The organism is Burkholderia sp. WTPI3 (assembly GCF_021483755.1).
Lineage (GTDB): Bacteria > Pseudomonadota > Gammaproteobacteria > Burkholderiales > Burkholderiaceae > Burkholderia.
Genome location: NZ_JAGIXF010000037.1, coordinates 49,323 through 68,259 on the forward strand (window position 1 = coordinate 49,323; position 18,937 = coordinate 68,259).

The 18,937-nt window shown below is 59.7% G+C and carries 20 protein-coding genes and 3 pseudogenes; 14 read left to right on the top strand and 9 right to left on the bottom strand.

Annotated features, from left to right (window positions below):
• Nucleotides 1–403 precede the first annotated feature (403 nt).
• Genes J7024_RS20565 through J7024_RS20575 form a run of 3 tightly spaced genes read left to right on the top strand, consistent with a single transcriptional unit; the run spans nucleotide 404 to nucleotide 1,277 of the window.
• On the top strand, nucleotides 404–718 hold the full coding sequence (locus J7024_RS20565) for a hypothetical protein (RefSeq protein ID WP_012464916.1): 315 nt from the start codon (nucleotides 404–406) through the stop codon (nucleotides 716–718).
• Nucleotides 711–998: a helix-turn-helix domain-containing protein gene (locus tag J7024_RS20570; protein WP_012218045.1), complete on the top strand. Its 288-nt coding sequence runs from the start codon at nucleotides 711–713 to the stop codon at nucleotides 996–998. Before J7024_RS20565 ends, J7024_RS20570 begins: the two co-directional genes overlap by 8 nt.
• Before the next feature lie 60 nt (nucleotides 999–1,058).
• Nucleotides 1,059–1,277 (top strand): hypothetical protein, encoded by a 219-nt coding sequence (locus J7024_RS20575; RefSeq protein WP_038442260.1) that lies wholly within the window; start codon nucleotides 1,059–1,061, stop codon nucleotides 1,275–1,277.
• 584 nt (nucleotides 1,278–1,861) lie between these two features.
• On the opposite strand, the gene J7024_RS20580 is transcribed toward J7024_RS20575, so the two are convergent.
• Together J7024_RS20580 and J7024_RS20585 are read right to left on the bottom strand one after the other, a co-directional pair.
• Complete coding sequence (locus tag J7024_RS20580; RefSeq protein WP_012218043.1) at nucleotides 1,862–2,086, bottom strand: hypothetical protein; 225 nt, start codon at nucleotides 2,084–2,086, stop codon at nucleotides 1,862–1,864.
• A gap of 22 nt (nucleotides 2,087–2,108) precedes the next feature.
• Nucleotides 2,109–2,405, bottom strand: coding sequence for an H-NS histone family protein (locus J7024_RS20585; protein ID WP_012464917.1), 297 nt, complete (start codon nucleotides 2,403–2,405; stop codon nucleotides 2,109–2,111).
• 411 nt (nucleotides 2,406–2,816) lie between these two features.
• Between J7024_RS20585 and J7024_RS37550 the strand changes: the two genes are divergently transcribed.
• Entirely contained in the window at nucleotides 2,817–3,491 is a 675-nt protein-coding gene (locus tag J7024_RS37550; RefSeq protein WP_366919134.1) for a DUF6216 family protein, read from the top strand.
• Here J7024_RS37550 and istB read toward each other — a convergent pair.
• Together istB and istA are read right to left on the bottom strand one after the other, a co-directional pair.
• Nucleotides 3,375–4,163, bottom strand: coding sequence for an IS21-like element ISBmu1 family helper ATPase IstB (gene istB / locus J7024_RS20595; RefSeq protein ID WP_012213993.1), 789 nt, complete (start codon nucleotides 4,161–4,163; stop codon nucleotides 3,375–3,377). The genes J7024_RS37550 and istB overlap by 117 nt on opposite strands.
• 4 nt (nucleotides 4,164–4,167) lie before the next feature.
• The gene (gene istA / locus J7024_RS20600) at nucleotides 4,168–5,679 is read right to left on the bottom strand and encodes an IS21 family transposase (RefSeq protein ID WP_234745422.1); all 1,512 of its coding nucleotides are present in this window, start codon (nucleotides 5,677–5,679) and stop codon (nucleotides 4,168–4,170) included.
• A 226-nt stretch (nucleotides 5,680–5,905) separates the two neighbouring features.
• Between istA and J7024_RS20605 the strand changes: the two genes are divergently transcribed.
• Nucleotides 5,906–7,444: an IS3-like element ISBmu11 family transposase gene (locus tag J7024_RS20605; RefSeq protein WP_012218041.1), complete on the top strand. Its 1,539-nt coding sequence runs from the start codon at nucleotides 5,906–5,908 to the stop codon at nucleotides 7,442–7,444.
• A gap of 326 nt (nucleotides 7,445–7,770) precedes the next feature.
• Here J7024_RS20605 and J7024_RS20610 read toward each other — a convergent pair whose 3' ends face one another.
• Nucleotides 7,771–8,073: a putative quinol monooxygenase gene (locus J7024_RS20610; protein WP_007182542.1), complete on the bottom strand. Its 303-nt coding sequence runs from the start codon at nucleotides 8,071–8,073 to the stop codon at nucleotides 7,771–7,773.
• Between the two features lie 63 nt (nucleotides 8,074–8,136).
• On the opposite strand from J7024_RS20610, the gene J7024_RS20615 reads away from it, so the two are divergent.
• A complete protein-coding gene (locus J7024_RS20615; RefSeq protein ID WP_012218040.1) occupies nucleotides 8,137–9,150 on the top strand; it encodes a GlxA family transcriptional regulator in 1,014 nt (337 codons plus the stop codon).
• Between the two features lie 57 nt (nucleotides 9,151–9,207).
• Here J7024_RS20615 and J7024_RS20620 read toward each other — a convergent pair.
• The 3 genes and pseudogenes from J7024_RS20620 to J7024_RS20630 form a co-directional block, all read right to left on the bottom strand.
• Nucleotides 9,208–9,516, bottom strand: a pseudogene (locus tag J7024_RS20620) (transposase); the annotation flags it as partial.
• A gap of 70 nt (nucleotides 9,517–9,586) precedes the next feature.
• A pseudogene (locus tag J7024_RS20625) lies at nucleotides 9,587–9,718 on the bottom strand (IS5/IS1182 family transposase); the annotation flags it as partial.
• Between the two features lie 279 nt (nucleotides 9,719–9,997).
• Entirely contained in the window at nucleotides 9,998–10,960 is a 963-nt protein-coding gene (locus tag J7024_RS20630) for an IS5-like element ISBmu20 family transposase (RefSeq protein ID WP_012218039.1), read from the bottom strand.
• Nucleotides 10,961–11,042: 82 nt separating this feature from the next.
• On the opposite strand from J7024_RS20630, the gene J7024_RS20635 reads away from it, so the two are divergent.
• Entirely contained in the window at nucleotides 11,043–11,336 is a 294-nt protein-coding gene (locus J7024_RS20635) for a putative quinol monooxygenase (protein WP_012218038.1), read from the top strand.
• Between the two features lie 55 nt (nucleotides 11,337–11,391).
• On the opposite strand, the gene J7024_RS20640 is transcribed toward J7024_RS20635, so the two are convergent.
• On the bottom strand, nucleotides 11,392–12,315 hold the full coding sequence (locus J7024_RS20640) for a LysR family transcriptional regulator (RefSeq protein ID WP_012218037.1): 924 nt from the start codon (nucleotides 12,313–12,315) through the stop codon (nucleotides 11,392–11,394).
• Between the two features lie 111 nt (nucleotides 12,316–12,426).
• On the opposite strand from J7024_RS20640, the gene J7024_RS20645 reads away from it, so the two are divergent.
• The 7 genes and pseudogenes from J7024_RS20645 to J7024_RS20675 all read left to right on the top strand — a co-directional run.
• The gene (locus tag J7024_RS20645; protein WP_012218036.1) at nucleotides 12,427–13,437 is read left to right on the top strand and encodes a zinc-binding alcohol dehydrogenase family protein; all 1,011 of its coding nucleotides are present in this window, start codon (nucleotides 12,427–12,429) and stop codon (nucleotides 13,435–13,437) included.
• Between the two features lie 191 nt (nucleotides 13,438–13,628).
• Nucleotides 13,629–13,739 (top strand): annotated as a pseudogene (locus J7024_RS37350) (IS3 family transposase); the annotation flags it as partial.
• A 192-nt stretch (nucleotides 13,740–13,931) separates the two neighbouring features.
• Complete coding sequence (locus J7024_RS20655) at nucleotides 13,932–15,056, top strand: alkene reductase (protein ID WP_012464918.1); 1,125 nt, start codon at nucleotides 13,932–13,934, stop codon at nucleotides 15,054–15,056.
• 66 nt (nucleotides 15,057–15,122) lie between these two features.
• On the top strand, nucleotides 15,123–16,106 hold the full coding sequence (locus tag J7024_RS20660; protein ID WP_012218033.1) for an LLM class oxidoreductase: 984 nt from the start codon (nucleotides 15,123–15,125) through the stop codon (nucleotides 16,104–16,106).
• A gap of 137 nt (nucleotides 16,107–16,243) precedes the next feature.
• Nucleotides 16,244–16,549 (top strand): ArsR/SmtB family transcription factor, encoded by a 306-nt coding sequence (locus J7024_RS20665; RefSeq protein ID WP_012464920.1) that lies wholly within the window; start codon nucleotides 16,244–16,246, stop codon nucleotides 16,547–16,549.
• A gap of 198 nt (nucleotides 16,550–16,747) precedes the next feature.
• A protein-coding gene (locus J7024_RS20670; RefSeq protein ID WP_234745423.1) for an IS3 family transposase occupies nucleotides 16,748–17,946 on the top strand; the annotation gives its coding sequence in 2 pieces (ribosomal slippage) (nucleotides 16,748–17,072 and nucleotides 17,072–17,946; 1,200 coding nt in all).
• 150 nt (nucleotides 17,947–18,096) lie between these two features.
• Nucleotides 18,097–18,937 (top strand): zinc-dependent alcohol dehydrogenase family protein (locus J7024_RS20675; RefSeq protein ID WP_234745419.1); only part of this gene is annotated, 841 nt, incomplete at its 3' end.

Consider the following 18,937-nt stretch of genomic DNA (forward strand, 5'->3'; position numbering starts at 1 on the left):
TTCAAGATCGCGATGCCGCCGGCACCGGCGCCGCGCCCCGATAGGGTCGACCGCCCTCTTCCGGTGCAGCTTAGCTCGTACTACAGGGGTTTGGGGGCATTAAATGCCATACCGCTAATACGTCTTAGCGGCATTGAAAGAAACGAAAGAAAAATCCGACGGAGGCCGGGTCTCTCAGGCGCCGCGCGGCACCGACCAGCAGGCGCCTCCGTAGCGCTCCCTTGCCATACACTGGTCCGAATTCTTCGACCGAGACGGAATCGCAAACCCCACCAAGCATCGCGCCCCAACAATACCCCTCTGGACGTGACGCTCTGAAACAGTCTCCGTTTCCACGACCGATTCAGCACCTCGACGCAGCGATTGACTTGCCAACTATGCGCCAATGGCGTATAGTTGCGCCATGTACACCATCATCGAAACCCCGATCTTTCAGCGGTACGCAGATGAAATCTGGCGCAACGACGAGCGAGAGGCATTCATCAACTGGCTCGCGGACAATCCTCTAGCCGGCGATGTGATTCCCGGCACGTCGGGGCTGCGCAAAGTGCGCTGGTCGCGCGCCGGGATGGGGAAACGCGGCGGTTCGCGCGTCATCTACTACAACCTGCTCGATGACGGCGAAATCTGGCTACTGATCGCGTACACGAAAGCGAAGTTCGACAACCTGCCGACGAGCTTTCTCAATCAACTTCGTGAGGAAATCGATCGTGGATAAGGAACTGGAACAGTTTCAAGCGGACCTGCTGGAATCGGCCCGCCAGATGAAGGCCGGCGTCGCTGGCCGCGTGACACGCGTACAGCCGACCGAGGCCTCCATCGCGCGCGCAAAGGTTGGCATGTCGCAATCGGAGTTCGCCGGCCTGCTCGGCGTCTCGGTGCGTACCTACCAACAGTGGGAACAGGGCCGCCGCAACCCGACCGGCGCGGCGCAGACGTTGCTGCGCGTCGCCGTGCAGCACCCCGAAGCCCTGAAGGATCTCCAGGCCGCCGGCTGATCTCCGCAGCGGACGATACAGGAGTTCCTATTTGAACAGGGCTCTCGCGTGCGCCGGCCGATGACGGTGGTGCTGCGTACGTTGATCCCGGCAGCATGGTTCCACGAGCCAAAGTGGACGCCGGACGATATGTCGCCGAAGCGCCGGTGCATCGGATTCGCGATTGGAGAGCATTTTGCGATCGCCGACACGTGGCCCACTTGGCCGGAACACAGCGACAACCTGGTCTATGCGATTACGATGATCACTGGCACGCCGATAAGCACCGCTTCGCAATGAGCTCGATCGACACTCGAATGCCTCGAGCTGGACGCGGCGGCGGGCCGAATCGAACTGCACCGCTACTAAAACAGGGGCAGTTGGCGTGGATCTCGTGTGGCTACCGAGACGCAGCCTACATCCTTCCCGGCACGTTGCATCCAGGCAATCACGGGGACGCGGGTCCCATCAACGATTAAGTCGAAGGCAAACGCTTCGAACCCCTCTCGGACAAGATGCGCCAGAGGGCGCCACGCCGGCGCCCAACCTCGCGCGCGCGTACGCGCTAGCAATTGACGTTTGGTCAGGCCCGGCACGCATTCGCGGACGAAACAGGTGCAGGCGTCGGGCACCGACTCGGGAGGGAACGTCGGCGGTAACGCGAAAGCCGATAGTCGCAAGGTGTCTGTCATCGTCGGTTCTCTACAACAACGACAACTGACCCGGTATGCCTGTGCGGCCTGCTTGATCCCTTTCCTTTACGGCTGAACTCTGCTGGGTCATGGACTGAGTACCCTCGGCGCCCGATTGATGCTTCCGCACCCAATCGGCGCCAAGCACGTCGGACGAGAACACACCGCCTGGCGCAATCTGCAAAAGTTCGCTCATTTGCGGATGTTCCTAAGCGGACTGAATGTCGAATTGAACTGCGGATACCGCGCGCTGCAGTTCCACACTTCGACGCCGTCACGGGTGAAGGTAGCCCATCCAACCTTGACGATCATCTCAGCGTATGGAAATACCTCGCCGTGTCCCATCGCCTTGGCCGCCAAGACCGTCCGCTCGCGGCATATCGCCCGATAATTTCCATCATGCAGGGTCGACGGCATCGAGTTCAACCATCAACCCCACTCACTGCTCGATCAAAAAACGGTCGCGGTTCTTCGCGTTTGCAATCCAGTGAGGTGCCTTGCCACGCCCGCTCCAGGTTGCGCCCGTTTTCGGGTCGCGGTATTTCGGTGCGACCGGTGCCCGCGTGCCCGACGCAGGAGCGCGCCGACGTCCGAAAAGTTGCTCAGGCGTGATGCCATATTCGGCGATCTGCTCACGGATCGTCGCGATGATGCTTTCCAGCTCGGCAATCCGTGCTTCTTCCGCTTGCTGCGCCAGTGCTTCTGCCTGAGCTTTCAGTTCGAGATAGGTAGCCATGTATGTGAAGGAACTCCGATTTAGAAGGTTGGCCAGTGGTCGAGATGGCTTGGAGCGTAGATGCAAACCCTCTGTCCACGACCGACACATTATATTCCCGCGATAGGGAAAAAAGGCCGCTTCAGGGAAGTGCATGGCGACCATGGCTAGGCCCCCGTTATCAGTGCTGATTCGAGCTGCACATTGCTCTCGAATAGTCGTTAAATTCGCATTCCGAATTAGCATCTATATAATAGACTCTATCGATTTCTCTTGGACTCGCGAGGAAAGTATAATTCCAGAACGCGATTCTGTTGAATGTACTCGACGTAGCTTGCACGATCGCGGCCCTCGCGTTTTGTTGACTGACTCGTGGTCGTTCCGACACCATCCTTAAACTCACCAGATACGACTCTTTCGAAAGAGGACCGAATGAATGCCATCTTTGGTGCGGCGATCGCTCCACTCCTTACCTATTTGCTCTCTATTCTGGGTCTTGCCGGCTTCGTTGTCTACGCGGTGCTCCGCCTGAATTCCACACAAATCATTCGGGAAAAGGTTTGGAGTACCTTCGTCGGTGACAGAGGCTTTAACGACGAAAAACTCAAGGCGTTCGGACAGGATCAGTCGGATTTGACGCGCTTTCGTTTGGTGTACGGCGTGACGGCCCGCTCCATTTCGGATCTGCATCGGCTTCTGTCCTGGATGGATCGTCATCACCTCACACCGATAGACGTCAAACGCACACGCACGTGCATCGATCCGTCAAAAGACAACCCGCTCAACGTGCCACCGACACGGCATTTCGTCGCGCGCGCCATCGTGTGCGCACTCTTGATAGCAGTGTTCGTCGTGATCCTTAACACGGCAGGCACATCGAAGACAACGCTCATTTCGATGCGAGCTGTCGCGGGGCGGCGTAAAGGAGCCGGGGATGGGCGGCGTAATGGCGCCAGCAGAACCGGGGGTAAAACGCGGATTCGAACGGTTTCAAGGTTGCGGTTTTTTGCCGTTTTTGGCAACTGCATTTTGAGGGGGATCTGGCATCGGTTTCGGGGTGCGGTAACTGTCGCCCTCGAGGACGAGCCGGTAGGCGCCGTGGCGTAGTCGGTCGAGTGTGGCGGTGCCGAGGATGCGGTTGTCGGGGAACGCGGCGCCCCATTCACCGAAGTCGAGATTCGACGTCAGGATGGTCGCCGCGTGCTCGTAGCGGGCCGCGACGAGATCGTGGAAGTCCTCGTCCTGCGGGGTACGTAGCGGTTTGAGCGCGAAGTCATCGACGATCAGCAGCGGCACCCGGGCGTACTGCTGGAACTTGCGGTCATAGGCGCCGGTGGCGCGCGCGGCGTTCAATCGCTTGAGCAGCTCGGTCTGCGAGATGAACAGCACATCGCGGCCTTGGCGGGCGGCGCAGTGGCCCAGCGCCTGGGCCAAGTGGCTTTTGCCGGTGCCGGTTGGACCGGCGATCAGGATCGCGACCTTCTCGTCGAGATACCGGCCTGTCGCGAGATCATGAACGTGTGAGCGGTTCAACGTAGGCAGCCGGTCGAAGTCGAACGTCTCGAGCGTCTTGCCCATCGCGAAGCCGGCGCGCAGCAGACGGGTGCCGAGCTTCTTGTGTTCGCGACGGGCAACCTCGTCGTGCAGCAGCATGGCAAGGAACTCGGTATAGGCGAGCTGCCCGTCGATCGCCTGACGGTTGCGCTGCTCAAGCGAGTCGAGGATGCCGGACAGGCGCAGCTGTTTGAGGATGGAATTCAATTCGGGACTCGGGTTCATGGTGTCAGTGGATCAGCAGGGATTGGAGATCACGGCCGAAGCGGCCGCCGTTCTGGTAAGCGCCAGTCGGGGCCGACGCGGGACGCGGCACCGGTTCGCTGTCCAGGCCTTTGTCGAGGATGCCCTTGATGGTGCTGTACTTCGCGCTGCTGAACGCGAGCGCACGCTCGCAGGCTGCTTCCAGCCTCTGATCGCCGACTTTCTGTCGCAGCCGGATGATCCCCTGCGCGCCGCGCAGGTTGACGAGCACCTTGTCGTTGAACAGCGCGAGGATCACGCCGTGGCACGACGGCCCGATCTCCTTCGCGCGCGCCAGACACCACTGCGGATCGTGCTCGAGCCAGGCCTGCGCTTCGGGCGGCTGGTGATCTCGCACCGTGTGGCGACCGCCGGCCCGCTGCCGCGGATGGGTTGCGACGAGTTCATGCCGATGGAACAGCTGGATGACCGTATCGGTCGCCTTCAGCCAGAGCGACTTGCCGACGAGCGTGAACGGTGCAGAGTACAGCGCGTGCTTGTAGACGACGTGGCCGTCGCGATGGACCGCCACCTCCTTCCAGACCGACAGTACCGGCGGCACGTCCGGCAATGCAGCGAGCAACGGGCGCTCGACGCCGAAGCGCGTCAGCGGCCGTTCGTGGACGGTGCCGTGGATACGAGTGCCGGCCTGCTGCATCACCCATTCGAGCAGTTGCCGGTTGGCGTCGGCCAGATCCCGGAACTCGCGCAGCGGCACGAAGGACTTCTTGACGTATTTGACGCCCGATTCGACGACGCCCTTCTTCTGGGGATCGTGCGGCGGACAGGCGTCGATCCGGAATCCATATCCCTCGGCAAGCGCGGCGTACGAGCGTTGCACCGCCGGCTCGTATCGACACGCCCGGATGATCGCGCACTTCGCGTTATCGATGATGACCCGGTCGGGACAGCCGCCGAACCATTCGAAGGCGCGCCGGTGGCTGGCGAGCCACGTCTCGACGGTCTGGTCCAGCACGATCTCGGCATACTGGTGGCGCGACCAGCACAACGTCATCACGAAGATCCACGTCCGGACCGCAATGCCCTCGACCGTCAGCACGGGTCCCGCGCCGAAGTCGACCTGCGCGGCGTCGGCCGGTGCGAAGTCGAGGATCGTTGTGGTGGCCACGCTGCGCTCGGCAGCCAGATGGCGCAGCATGCGCTTCACGGCACAATAGCTGCCGGCGTAGCCATGATTGCGTTGAAGGGCGGCATGGATCGTGGTGCCCTGAACGCCGGCGGCAAGCCATTCGCGGACCTGTTCGCGATATGGCTCAACCGTCGACACACAGGTGTGCGGCAGGTGCGGCGTGCGCCCGAAGACACCCGCGATCGTAGCGTCGTCCGGCAGCGGCTGCACCGGATCCAGCCAACTACGCGCTTCAGCCTCGCGGCGCACGGTCGTCAGCTTCTTGCGCCCCATCAAACCGCCGCGCGCGATGTCGCGGTCAGAATCGCCTTGCCGCATGCGGACAAGGACTTGGCGGTATTCAAACAATTCGAACCTCCTGTTGGCCATGGACGCTCCGTTCAAAAAGAACGGAGCGTACCGACTCGGAAAGTTCGAACCGCGTTCTCGCCCTGATGCTGCTGGCGCCTATGCGCCGCCCCTAACGTGGCGCCATTACGCCGCCCTTGGACTGGCGCCTATGTGCCGCCCCTCAAGTGGCGCCCTTATGCCGACCCCGCATTGGCTCCATAGCGCCGCCCCGTGACAGTAGTCCATGTATTCATACGAAGACCGCGTTCGGGCGGTCGAGCTGTACCTGAAACTCGGAAAGCGCGTCAAGGCGACAATCCGCCAGTTGGGTTACCCGACGAAGAATTCTCTCAAGGCGTGGTGCGAGGAATTCGAGAAGAGTGGCGATCTGCAGAAAGAGTATGTTCGCGTAAAGCCGAAGTACTCAGAAGAACAGAAGAACCTGGCACTTGAGCATTACGTCAATCACGGGCGCAGCTTCAGCTTCACCCTCAGGGCATTAGGCTATCCCTGTCGCCAGATACTGACGGCGTGGGTTCGCGAGCGCTATCCGGAAACCAGGAAACGCGTGGTTGGCAAGGCAGGCCGACCGGCCGTGTCATTGGCGACCAGGCAGCTCGCGGTGTACGAACTGTGCACACGGGAAGGAAGTGCACAGGCGGTGGCGCAAAAGCTGGACGTCGACAGGGTGTCGCTGTACAACTGGAAGAACCAGTTACTCGGCCGAGGGGCCCCTGCATCCATGAAGCGCGACAAGGGATCACCATCAGAGACGGATCGGGACGAACTGGAGCGGCAGGTCGAAGAGCTCCGGCGCGACATTCGCAATCTGAAGCTTGAACACGACCTGTTGAAGAAGGCGAATGAACTCGTAAAAAAAGACCTGGGCGTCGACCTGTCACTCCTGAGCAATCGGGAGAAGACGACGCTGGTTGACGCCCTGAGAGAAGAATACGGTTTGACTGAGCTGCTTGAGCGGTTGGACCTGGCGCGCAGCTCCTATTTTTATCATCGGTCGCCCATACGGGTTGCCGACAAATATGCAGATGTCCGTCGTACCGTTGCAGAGATCTTCGAGGACAATCACCGATCCTACGGCTATCGTCGGGTGCAAGCAGCGCTTAGCAGGCAACGGGTGTTTCTATCGGAGAAAGTCGTGCGTCGCCTCATGAAACAAGGCGGCCTCCACGCAGCAAGGCCCAAGCGGCGCCGATATCGCTCTTATATCGGGGAAATCAGCCCTGCCCCAGATAACATCATCAATCGCGATTTCCACGCGAACGCCCCCAACGAAAAGTGGGTGACGGATATTTCCGAGTTCCAGATTCCTGCGGGGAAGGTATATCTATCGCCCATGATCGACTGCTTCGATGGGATGGTAGTCAGCTGGTCGATTGGCACAAGCCCCGACGCAGAGCTCGTGAATTCCATGTTAGATGCGGCTATCGAGACCGTGACCGAGGACGACGAGACGCCGATCGTGCATTCCGATCGGGGTGGCCACTACCGTTGGCCTGGCTGGCTATCGCGGGTTGCAAAGGCTAAGCTGATCCGCTCCATGTCGCGTAAAGCCTGTTCACCGGACAACGCGGCCTGTGAGGGATTCTTCGGCAGGCTAAAGACCGAGATGTTCTATCCAGGAGACTGGCGTTCGACGACCATCGCGGAGTTCGTTGAGGTACTGGACGCCTACGTTCGCTGGTACAACGAGAAACGGATCAAGGGCTCCCTTGGCTATCTCAGCCCCATCGAGTACCGTGAAAGCCTTGGGTTAGCAACGTAAATCAGTCCAAGAAAATAGCCGCATCCCCCTTGCGGACTGCGGACTTCCAATGGGCCGGAAATCTGGCTCGCCCAGACGGCTCTCGGTACCGACACGTTGCAAACAGTCGGTACTTCTCGATAACTACCCGACGAATCGGAACATCTCAGCTCGCCCTGATGTTGCCCCTGCTTGCTGACGCAGCTTGGAAGTTCTGGCTGCAATATTGCCCCCCCAATCGCTGTGGAAGGTAGCTCCCTGGGCAAGTGCAATTGGAGGGGGATCGCTGCGTAGGGCCGTGTGACCCCCATCCTGCAGCGTGACCTGATTGGGTCAAGGCCGGGTTGTCATGCAGGCAGTTTGGCTGCAAGCAGTTCGACCTTCTCGATATTGGGCGGAGAACTGAGCAAGGTCGCGGCGTTGGCCATCAAGGCCGCGGCGATCTGGCCGTTCAGATGTGCTTGGCGACCTGCCTCATCGGCAAAGGCATCGAACACACCGAACGTCGAAGGGCCAAACTTCAATGCGAACCAGGCAGTGGTGCCGGACTCGGCGTTGGCGAGCGGCAGTGCGCTAGCCAGGAAGTCGGCAAGCGCAGCCTCCTGGCCGGGTTTGGCTTCGAGGCGAACAAACAGGGCGAGCTTGGTCATACTGTAATCCTCTGGGTAAATGGGTTAGGTGAAGGGATCGACAAGCCTGCAGTCTAAGTCTTCATGACAGCCATTCCTATAGACAATAATGACAACTTTGATATCATTGTTGCCATGAAACTCCACATCCTTGTTTGTGATGGCGTGTTTGATCTGGGGCTTGCGGCGCTCACTGACACAGTAGGCTTGGCCAATGCGATGTCGGGCTCGCTGCCACAGGCTCCCTCTCGCATAGAGCTCACGCTGGTGGGCGTGCGGCGTCGCATCCGAACTGCGCAAGGCTTGACAGTCCCCGTGCTCCCTGTGCGCGGTGTTCCCGAACCAGACGTCGTGCTCGTGCCAGCGTTTGGCGACAAGATGCCTGACACGCTTTCGGCTCGGCTCACACGCCCCGATTTGCCCGATGCGGTCGCGGCGCTAAAGCAGTGGTCCACCGCTGGCGCGCACCTTGGTGCCGCTTGCTCCGGTAGTTTCTTGCTTGCAGAGAGTGGCCTGCTTGATGGGCATCGTGCAACGACGTCATGGTGGCTGGGGCCGATGTTTCGGCAGCGCTATCCGAACGTCACGCTGGACGAGTCACGCATGATCGTGAACTCGACACGCTTCACCACCGCGGGTGCCGCTTTGGCCCACGTAGACTTGGCCTTGCGCATCATCCGAGGGCGCAGTCCGGCGCTGGCGGCCCTGGTGGCACGCTATCTGCTGGTCGAGACACGCAGTTCGCAAGCCGAGTTCGTGATTCCCGACCACCTTGCGCATGCCGACCCGATGGTGGAGCGCTTCGAGTGCTGGGCCAGACGTCGGCTCGCGCAGGGGTTCTCGCTGGCCGAGGCTGCGAGCGCCGCGGGCACAAGCGAGCGCACCTTGGCGCGGCGGCTGCAAAGCGTTTTGGGCAAGACACCACTGTCGTATTTCCAAGACCTGCGCGTGGAGCATGCCGTCCATCTCTTGCGCACCGGGAACGCCAGCGTCGACCAAGTCGCCGCACAGGTCGGGTACTCGGATGGGGTGACCCTGCGGGCCCTGTTGCGCCGTAAGCTGGGCCGGGGTGTCAGGGAGTTGCGACGCGGTGGATGACCGGAGGCGTTTGGTGCATGTACGGCTGGAGACCGCCGGGAAACTGACGCAGGCCAAACGGGGGATGAGTTGGGGCTCGAAGCTGCCATGGCGATCGCGGGGGACCTCAATGGGCAGTTCGCCGAAGTCGCCCTTGAGGGTCTTCCTGCTCTTGCCGTTGCGGGTGTTGCCAGCGGGATTGGCCACCGCCTCGTTGCGTTCATGGCCCAGGTGCTCAGTCAGCTCAGCGTCCAGGGCTCGCTCGACCAGCAGCTTGGTCAGTTGCTTGAGCAGACCGTTCTCGCCGATGAGGTCTTCGGGCTTCTTGTAGTTGGCCAGCAGGCCAGACAGCAGTTCTTCGGGTACGTCGTGTTTCTTGGTGCTCATTGTGCTTACGGACAGGCCGGCTTGCGCCGGCGGTTGATTGTCCGTTTACACAAAATTCTGCACACCCTCCAAACGGAGGGCGCCCGGTCTTGGCGCGAGGTGCGTGCGGCGCAATCAGCGACAGCAACTCCGTCCACGGCACCACCAGGTTCATCTCGCCGAGAAACACCGCTTTGCGCGTGCGCCGCGTGCTCAGGTTCATTGGGTCATGCCGCCATTCTTCCTGTCGTGCCACGCTCATGCCATTCGGGCTTAACCGGGGTTTTGAACACCATCCCTAATCGTCAGCTGTATCTAGCCCAGTACCGTCGTGCGGATGTCGATCGGGCTTGCCTCCAAAACATCAACCCTTAGGGAAGGTCTGCACAAATGAGCGCTGACCATGGTTGGGTGCACTGACATGACCAGATTGGCGGTTGAACGCTCTGCTGGCAGGTGTTTTGGGCGCGTTTCGCGCTTATTTCCCGTGCAGCAGGCGCACTCATGCCAGGCTCCCCGTCAAACGCTTGCGCACCATCCACAGATTGGCCAGCGCGAACAGCGTGTGCAACTGCGCCGTGTTCTTGGCCAAGCCGCGGTAGCGCACCTTCACATGGCCGAACTGGCGCTTGATGACACGGAACGGGTGCTCCACCTTGGCGCGGATGCTGGCCTTGATGCGCTCGACCTGCTCGGTCAGCGCGTCCGCCGGGTCTGCCTTGTCCAGCAGCTTGCGCAAGCCCGGGCGCATGGCCACATGCCACTGCACATCCTCTTTGGCGTCGGGCCGCTTGTGCGCGCCTTGATAGCCGGCATCGGCAAAGGCATCCGTCTCTTGCCCGTGCAGCAAGCTGTTGGCTTCGACCACATCGTTGACGTTGCCCGATGTGCCACGCACGGTGTGAACCAGACCCGAGTCGGCGTCCACGCCGATGTGCGCCTTCATGCCGAAGAACCACTGCTGGCCCTTCTTGCTCTGGTGCATCTCCGGGTCGCGCTCACCGCTGGCGTTCTTGGTCGAGCTCGGCGCCGAGATCAGCGTGGCATCGACCACCGTGCCGCTGCGCAGCATCAGACCCTTGGCACCCAGCAGCAGGTTGACGGTCGCCAGGATCCGCTCGGCCAGCTTGTGCTTCTCCAGCACATGAGGGAAGCGCAAGATGGTGCTCTCGTCGGGCAGCCGGTCATCCCAGCCGCCCAGGCCGGCGAAGTCACGGAACAGCGGCATGTCATGCAGCGCGTCTTCCATGGCCGGGTCGCTCAGCGTGAACCACTGCTGCATGAAGTGGATGCGCAGCAGCGACTCCACTGGGAACGGCGGACGGCCGCGTTTGCCCTCGGGCATGAACGGCGCGATCTGCGCCACCAGGTCGGACCACGGCACCACCCGGTCCATCTCGTCGAGGAACTCCCGACGGCGCGTGCGCTTCGTCGACGTTCCCAATCCAAGGCTGCTCTGCTTCATGGGATCAATGGTCTCAGGCAATCAGGCCGGCGCCAAGCACATGTCCGGGCGGTTTATGCAGACCTTCCTTAGGAGTACTGATATGATGTATATGCCGATTATTGTGGTCGCATCAATTACCCTACAGCCCGGCAGCCGTGAATCGGCCGAAGCGGCGCTTCGCAAAGCTGTTGCACGAAGCCGCAAGGAACCAGGCTGCGACCAGTATCAGCTGCATGAAGACACTGAGCAGCCGGACCGGTTGGTCATGATCGAGCGCTGGCGAGACGAGGCGGCGCTACAAGACCATCTCGAAGGGCCGGTCTTTCGAGAATTGTCCGAAACGCTTGAAGGGCATATCACGCTCGACGTGATGAAGCTGTCGCTGCTGGCTTGAGTACCCAGCTTAGGGCTGCCAGAACCGAGGGATCCGCTGCTGGTTCTGGCAGGCGCTATTTGGCGCTGCCGTTCAAACCAGGAGGCGGCAGCTCCTGTTTCAGCGGATCAAGACGACTGCGCAACAGTGCATGTAATTGCTGAACGGCAGGCGAATATTGCTTGCGATGCGGGCACACCAGGTTCAACGGTGTGGGCTCGCCTTGGTAATGGGCCAGCACTATCTCCAGCCGTCCCGCCTCAATGTCATCGCGTACGTCCAGCCAGGATTTGTAGGCCAGTCCTTCCCCCGCTACCGCCAAGCGTCGCACGATGTCGGCATCGTTGCTGAAAAGTGGACCGGTGACTTGCACTGTCTGATCACCTACCGGCCAGCGGTCATGCGCACGCCCATTGAGCGAATACAGCAGACAGTGATGCTGGGCTAGATCGGTGGGCTTTTGAGGTCTGCCGTTACGCTCTAAATAATCGGGAGCGCCCACCAGAACACGGCGGTTCCAGGGAGCTAGCGGCAATGCCACCCAGCTCGCATCGTCAAACACGCCGTAGCGCAGGGCAACGTCGACCGGATCTCGAAAAACATCCGCCACTTGATCGGAAATTAGTAGACGAAGACTGAGCGCTGGATGCTGACGGCGAAACTCGGAAAGCCATAACAACAGCATGTTGCGCCCTAGATCTGATGGAGCCGAAACCTGCAGCAAACCCTGCAGCTGGGTACTTTCCCGACGTATCCGGTCTTGACCTTCGTGCAACGTATGTAGCGCCTCGCGGGCAAACGGCAAGTACTGCTCTCCTTCGGCAGTCAGCCGCAGGCTGCGCGTAGAACGAGCGAATAAACGGATATCCAGCTCTCGCTCGAGGCGTTTGATCGCCGCAGCCACCTGGCCTGGAAGCAGGCCGACCTCGCGAGCGACGTTGGAGAAGCTGCCCAGCGCGGCTGTGCGCACAAACAACTGAAGGTCTTCTATCCGAACCATTTTCACGCCTGCGATGAAAGTGCTGGTGCATTTTTAGCATTTTTCCAGAGGAATTGGAAGACGAAAATTACCAAACTTTTACTTGTTCCTGACCTTCAAGGATTGCCCCACATGAAAGCTATCGTCTTCACCGAATACGGCCTGCCAATCGACGACCCTCGTGCATTGTTCGACAGCGAGCTTCCAGAACCTACCCCTGGCCCGCATGACCTGCTGGTGCAGGTCAGGGCCATCGCGGTGAATCCAGTCGATACCAAGGTGCGTTCCGGCAAGGGTGCCACCCCCCAGCCCAAAGTGCTCGGCTGGGACACGGTCGGTGTAGTGCGCGCCGTGGGTTCCGACGTAACGCTGTTCCAGCCCGGCGATGAAGTGTTTTATGCCGGCGCCATCGACCGTCCTGGCAGCTATAGCGAGTTGCATCTGGTCGACGAACGCATCGTCGGGCGCAAGCCGCGTAGCCTGGACGATGCCAGTGCGGCGGCTTTGCCATTGACGTCGATTACCGCCTGGGAACTGCTGTTCGACCGCCTGGGCATCGGCGAGCACGGTGGAGCAGGGCAGAGTCTGCTGATCCTGGGTGCCGGGGGCGGCGTGGGTTCGATCCTGACGCAACTGGCCCGCCAGTTGACCGGCCTGAAGGTGATCGGCACTACGTCTCGCCCGGAAACCCGGGAATGGGTCAGCGCCCTGGGTGCGCATCATGTGATCGACCACAGCCGGCCGCTGGCCGAGCAGCTAAAGCACATCGGTATCGAGGTGGTGGATTATGTGATCAGCCTCACCCACACCGACAGCTACCTTCCTCAACTGATTGAGGTGTTGCGGCCCCAGGGTCATCTGGCACTGATCGACGATCCGGCTGTGCTCGATGTAGTACCACTCAAACGCAAGTCGCTGGCGCTGCACTGGGAGCTGATGTTCACCCGCTCGCTGTACGGGACGGACGACATGATTAAGCAGCACCAGTTGCTCAACCGCGTGGCGGAGCTGATCGACACTGGTGTGCTGAAGACGACTGTAGGGGAGCATTTCGGGCGCATCGAGGCGGCCAACCTGCGGCGTGCCCATGCACTGATCGAAAGCGGCAAGGCCATGGGCAAGATCGTCTTGGAAGGCTTCTGATTTATCCATGCATTAGCGCCCGCCACGCGGGCAGGAGACCCAACATGCGCATCGAAAAGCGGTTCCGCCACACTCTGTTGGCCTTGGCGCTAGCCAGTCCAGTCACCTTCGCCACGCAACTCCAGCCGCTGCCGGCCAGCGCTCCGTCGGCTCGGCCGATTGGTGTGATTGACCAGGTATTTGCCTTCCATGACGCGATGGCCTTCTACAATTACCGCAGATTGCATTCGAGCTTGGGGTATCTCAGTCCCATGCAATACGAGCAACGCTGGCACGAGGTACAGCGCAAAAAAGCTGCGTAAGCAGGGAGCTAAGAACTCCACAAAACAGGGGCAACATCATGGGAAACTCACAAGTCAATGCTGGAAGCCTACAGCCAGAAGAAGAACATCGACGTCAGCCTCAACGAAGCACCGCTCGGGCTCTTCTGAGCTCGTTGATCCATGTTCTTTTGACTTACAACATCGAATATTCTAGATATGCAGGCAACTGAAATGACACAATCAGAACTTTTCAAAACCACTCAGCTGGGCCCATACACCCTCAAGAACCGTATCGTTCTGCCGCCACTGACGCGTTCGCGCAGCTCCCAACCCGGCAATATTGCGAACGACCTAATGGCCACATATTACCGTCAGCGCAGCGGTGCTGGCTTCATGGTGACCGAGGGCACACAGATCGAACCCCGAGGACAGGGTTATGCCTGGACACCCGGCATTCATAGCGCGGAACAGATACAAGGCTGGCGTAAGGTCACCGACGCTGTTCACGCCGAAGGGGGGGTGATCTTTGCTCAACTTTGGCATGTGGGCCGCGTGTCGCACACGTCGCTGCAACCCGGTGGTGAAGCGCCCGTCGCGCCATCAGCCATCCGCGCGGACAACGTCAAGGTGTTCATCGAAACTGGCCCCGGCACGGGTACACTGGCCGACCCTTCGACCCCACGAGCCCTGTCCACCAAGGAGGTAAAGGAACTGGTTGAGCTCTACGCCCAAGCAGCCCGAAATGCTTTGGACGCAGGTTTTGACGGGGTGGAGCTTCACTGCGCGAACGGGTACCTGGTAAACCAGTTCATTTCGGCGCATACCAACCAGCGTGATGATGAATATGGCGGTTCGCTGCAGAATCGTCTTCGTTTCCTGCGCGAAATCACCCTCGCCGTTGCTGGTGTGGTCGGCAAGGAGCGCGTTGGCGTTCGCTTCGCTCCGCTGTTCGCGACCACAGACGAAGACCGCGTTTACCTTGGCCTGGTCGAAGAAGATCCTCACCAAACCTACATCGAGGCAGTGAAGATCCTCGAGGAAGTGGGCATTGCCTACCTGTCGCTCGCCGAAGCCGATTGGGAAAACGCACCCGAGCTGCCTGAGACGTTCCGGGAAGCTGTTCGTAAGACCTTCAGCGGCAAGATTATCTATGCCGGCAAGTACACCGCTGAACGAGCAAATCGCGTGATAAAAGCTGGCTGGGCCGACCTGATCGCTTTTGGCCGCCCCTTCATTGCGAACCCCGACCTGCCCGCTCGTATCGCCAACAACTGGCCGCTTAACCCAGTTGATCCAAGCAGCATGTACGGCGGTACCGATAAGGGCTACACCGACTACCCGACTTACAAATCCTAAACGCTCAATGCCACGCCCCATAACTCAGGGGCGTGGCTCAGCGTTTGCTGACCGAGGACGTTAAGCATGTACCAACCGAGCACGATCCCCTACCAAGAGCATAGGGGATTCAAACGAACCTTCAGGCAGGGTCATCTAAGCCTTGGGCTGTTCTTTCCCCTGGAGGCTTTCGAAGGTGATACACCGAGCATGCTAGATCAGGTCGCGCTGGCCAAACGTGCAGAGGCACTTGGTTTTTCGGCGCTCTGGTTTCGCGACGTCCCACTCAGGGACCCAAGCTTCGGTGATGTCGGCCAGGTTTTCGACCCTTGGGTGTATCTGGGCTACATGGCAGCCCATACAACAAAAATCGCACTAGGCACCGCCTCCATCGCCCTTACTTTGCGTAATCCCTTGCACACGGCAAAGGCCGCAGCGAGCATTGATCAGTTGAGCGGAGGTCGCTTGCTCCTGGGAGTAGCCTCTGGCGATCGTCCCGTGGAGTTTCCCGCATTCAGCGTTGATCCAGAAAAGCGCGGCGAGACCTTTCAAGAAAACCTCAATGTGATACGCCAAGCCCATCGAACACACTTCGAGCCCATTCGCTGGAGTCACGGCGAGTTACTGGGGGCCGATCTCGTTCCCAAACCTACAACTCGCGAAATACCGCTATTCGTAACCGGACACAGCCGCCAGTCGCTCGATTGGATCGCGCGTGAAAGCCATGGATGGATCAACTATCCACGTCCGCCAAAAATGCAGCGACTGATCGTGGAAGATTGGCGACAGGAAACGGCTAAACAGTGTGGCGCTATCTACAAGCCGTTCTTGCAATCGCTGTATATCGACCTGGTCGAACACCCACCCACGCCGCCTTCGCCTATCCATCTAGGATTCCGACTGGGACGTAACCACCTTCTGGCCTTGCTGGATACACTTCAGGAAATCGGTGTGGATCACGTCATCCTGAACCTCAAGTATGGTAAGCGCCCCGCAGCAGAGGTTATCGAGGAACTTGGCAAACATATCGTCCCGCAATTCGGCGCACAGGAGCCCGATAGTTCTATCTGACAGGACACCTGGATTTCCAGTCCAAGCCTGCCCATCACTGCGAAGGGGAGGCGCGGAGATCATGGTGAAGCCTTCCAATTTGCTGCGCGAATCAGGAAGATATCTAGATATCGAAAAAAGCAGGTCTCAAAAAATTCATGACTATTGACGTCAACGAAGCCCTGAAAGCATTGGCGAACCCGACGCGCCTTGCCATCCTCAATTGGCTCAAGGATCCCAGGACAGTCTTTCCCGAGCAGGAAGTCGACCCAGAAACGGTAGGCGTGTGCGTCAGCATCATCCAAGAGCGCACGGGCCTCTCGCAGTCAACGACATCGCTTTATCTCGCAGCTCTACAGCGCGCGCAATTGGTGACATCGCAGCGGATCGGTCCCTGGACCTACTACAAACGCCACGATGAGAATATCGATGCCTTCTTCAAGGCGCTGCAAGAAAGAATCTAGGTATGCAGTCCCAGGAAGTCATGGTACATTCTTGAGCCCTCATCAGGAGGATGCGCTATGGCTACAGGTCTTCATGGTTTAACAGCCTCCGAGTAATACGCCACTGGAGCGGCCCCACGTATCTGAGGACACAAGGACTCTCTTAAAATAAGGGATAGTCTTGTGCCTATCAGTAAGCCTAGTCATTACGTGGAAAGCATCGAAATTCTGACCGAGCCGGAGCGCCGTCGTCGGCGCACGGCGCAGGAAAAAATCGCCATCGTGCAGGAAACACTGGAGCCTGGAGCATCGGTGTCGGCCGTGGCGCGTCGACATGGCGTCAACGCCAACCAGGTGTTCGGCTGGCGCAAGCAATACCAGGAAGGCAGTCTGGCGGCGGTGAAGGCAGGCGAAACCGTTGTGCCGGCATCTGAGCTGGCTGCCGCCATCAAGGAAATCAAGGAACTGCAACGGCTACTCGGGAAGAAGACGCTGGAGGTCGAAATCCTGAAAGAAGCCGTGGAATGGGGCCGGTCAAAAAAACTGATTGCGCGCTCGCCCTTGCTGCCAGGGGACGACCGATGAAGACGGTCTGCGAAGTTCTCGGCGTGGCGCGCTCTGCCGTGGCGGCGAAGCGAGTTCGCTCGTCTGACTGGCGCGATGGTCGCCGTGCCCGTGTGACCAATGATGCCGGGCTGGTCGAGGAAATCCAGGCTCATGTGGCGCACCTGCCGACCTACGGCTACCGGCGTATCTGGGCGCTGCTGCGGCGCAGTCGAGAGCAGACCGGCGCGCCGTGCATCAACCACAAGCGTGTGTATCGGGTTATGCGTGAACACCAGTTGCTGCTGCGCCGCCCCGGCGTGCGGCGAGACAAGCGGCGACATGATGGTCGCGTTGCGGTGGACCGCAGCAACACCCGCTGGTGCTCCGATGGCTTTGAATTCCGGTGCGACGATGGCACGCCGCTGCGCGTAACGTTCGCACTGGACTGCTGCGACCGGGAGGCGATTAGCTGGGCGGCAACGACCGGCGGGCATAGCGGTGATGTGGTGCGCGACGTCATGCTGGCCGCCGTCGAACAGCGCTTCGGTACCACGCAGGCCGCGCAACCCATTGAATGGCTGTCGGACAACGGCTCGGCCTACATCGACCACCGCACACGCAGCTTCGCTCGAGAACTGGGCCTTGAGCCGCTGACCACGCCGGTGCGTTCGCCCCAGAGCAATGGCATGGCCGAATCGTTCGTGAAGACCATGAAGCACAATTACGTCGCCTATATGGACAAGCCTGACGTACCAACAGCGCTCTCGCGTCTAGCTATCGCGTTTGAACACTACAATGAGCGCCACCCGCATAAAGCCTTGAAATACCGTTCGCCTCGCGAGTTCAGGCGTGCTGCGGTGTCATCAACCTAACGGTGTCCGCGTGTCCTGAGTTACAGGGGCAACTCCAGCCACCGTAGGCCATTATTTAGCGCCAACCAATGACTAAATTTTTGTCACCTTTCGAGTGCCCGGATACCTTCCGGATGTACGTCGAGGCCCATTGAGAAACGAGGTATCTATATGGCACGCATTGTCAGAATTCATGAATACGGTGACGCCAGCGTTCTGAAGCTGGAAGATCTGGAAGTATCGGCACCAGCAGCAAACGAGGTGCAAATTAGTGTTAAAGCCATTGGCTTGAACCGAGCCGAAGTGATGTTCCGCAATCACGCATACCTACAAGAAGCGGAGTTCCCCAGCCGCTTAGGCTACGAGGCTGCAGGCGTTGTAACGGCAGTTGGGAGCGACGTAACCGAGATCACGATTGGTGACTCGGTCGCTCTGATCCCACCTCTGGATATTGCTCGCTGGGGCACCTACGGCGAGTTGGCCAATGTACCGGCCCACCTGGTGGTAAAGAGCCCTGAGAACTTGTCCTTTGAAGAGGCTGCGGCGTCTTGGATGCAGTACGTCACCGCCTGGGGAGCATTGATTGAACAGGCGAAGCTACGGCAGGGCGATTTTGTCATCGTGACCGCCGCGTCAAGCAGTGTTGGCTTGGCCGCCTTCCAAATAGCTCGAATGGTCGGCGCCACATCGATTGCGATCACACGAACTCGCGCGAAGAAGCAAGCCCTGCTTGATGCAGGCGCTGCGCATGTCATCGTCAGCGATGAAGAGGATATCGTCGAGCGTGTTATGACGATAACTGCCGGTCAAGGCGCTCGCGTTGTATTCGATCCTGTAGGCGGGCCGTCCTTTGAACCTCTCACGCAGAGCATGGCGCGGGGCGGAATTTTGCTGGTGTACGGCGCACTTAGCTCTGAACCGACACCATTCCCACTGTTTACCGTGCTGGGCAAAAGCCTGACTTTGAAGGGCTATATTTACGCAGAGATTGTGGCCGACCCTGAAGCCCTAG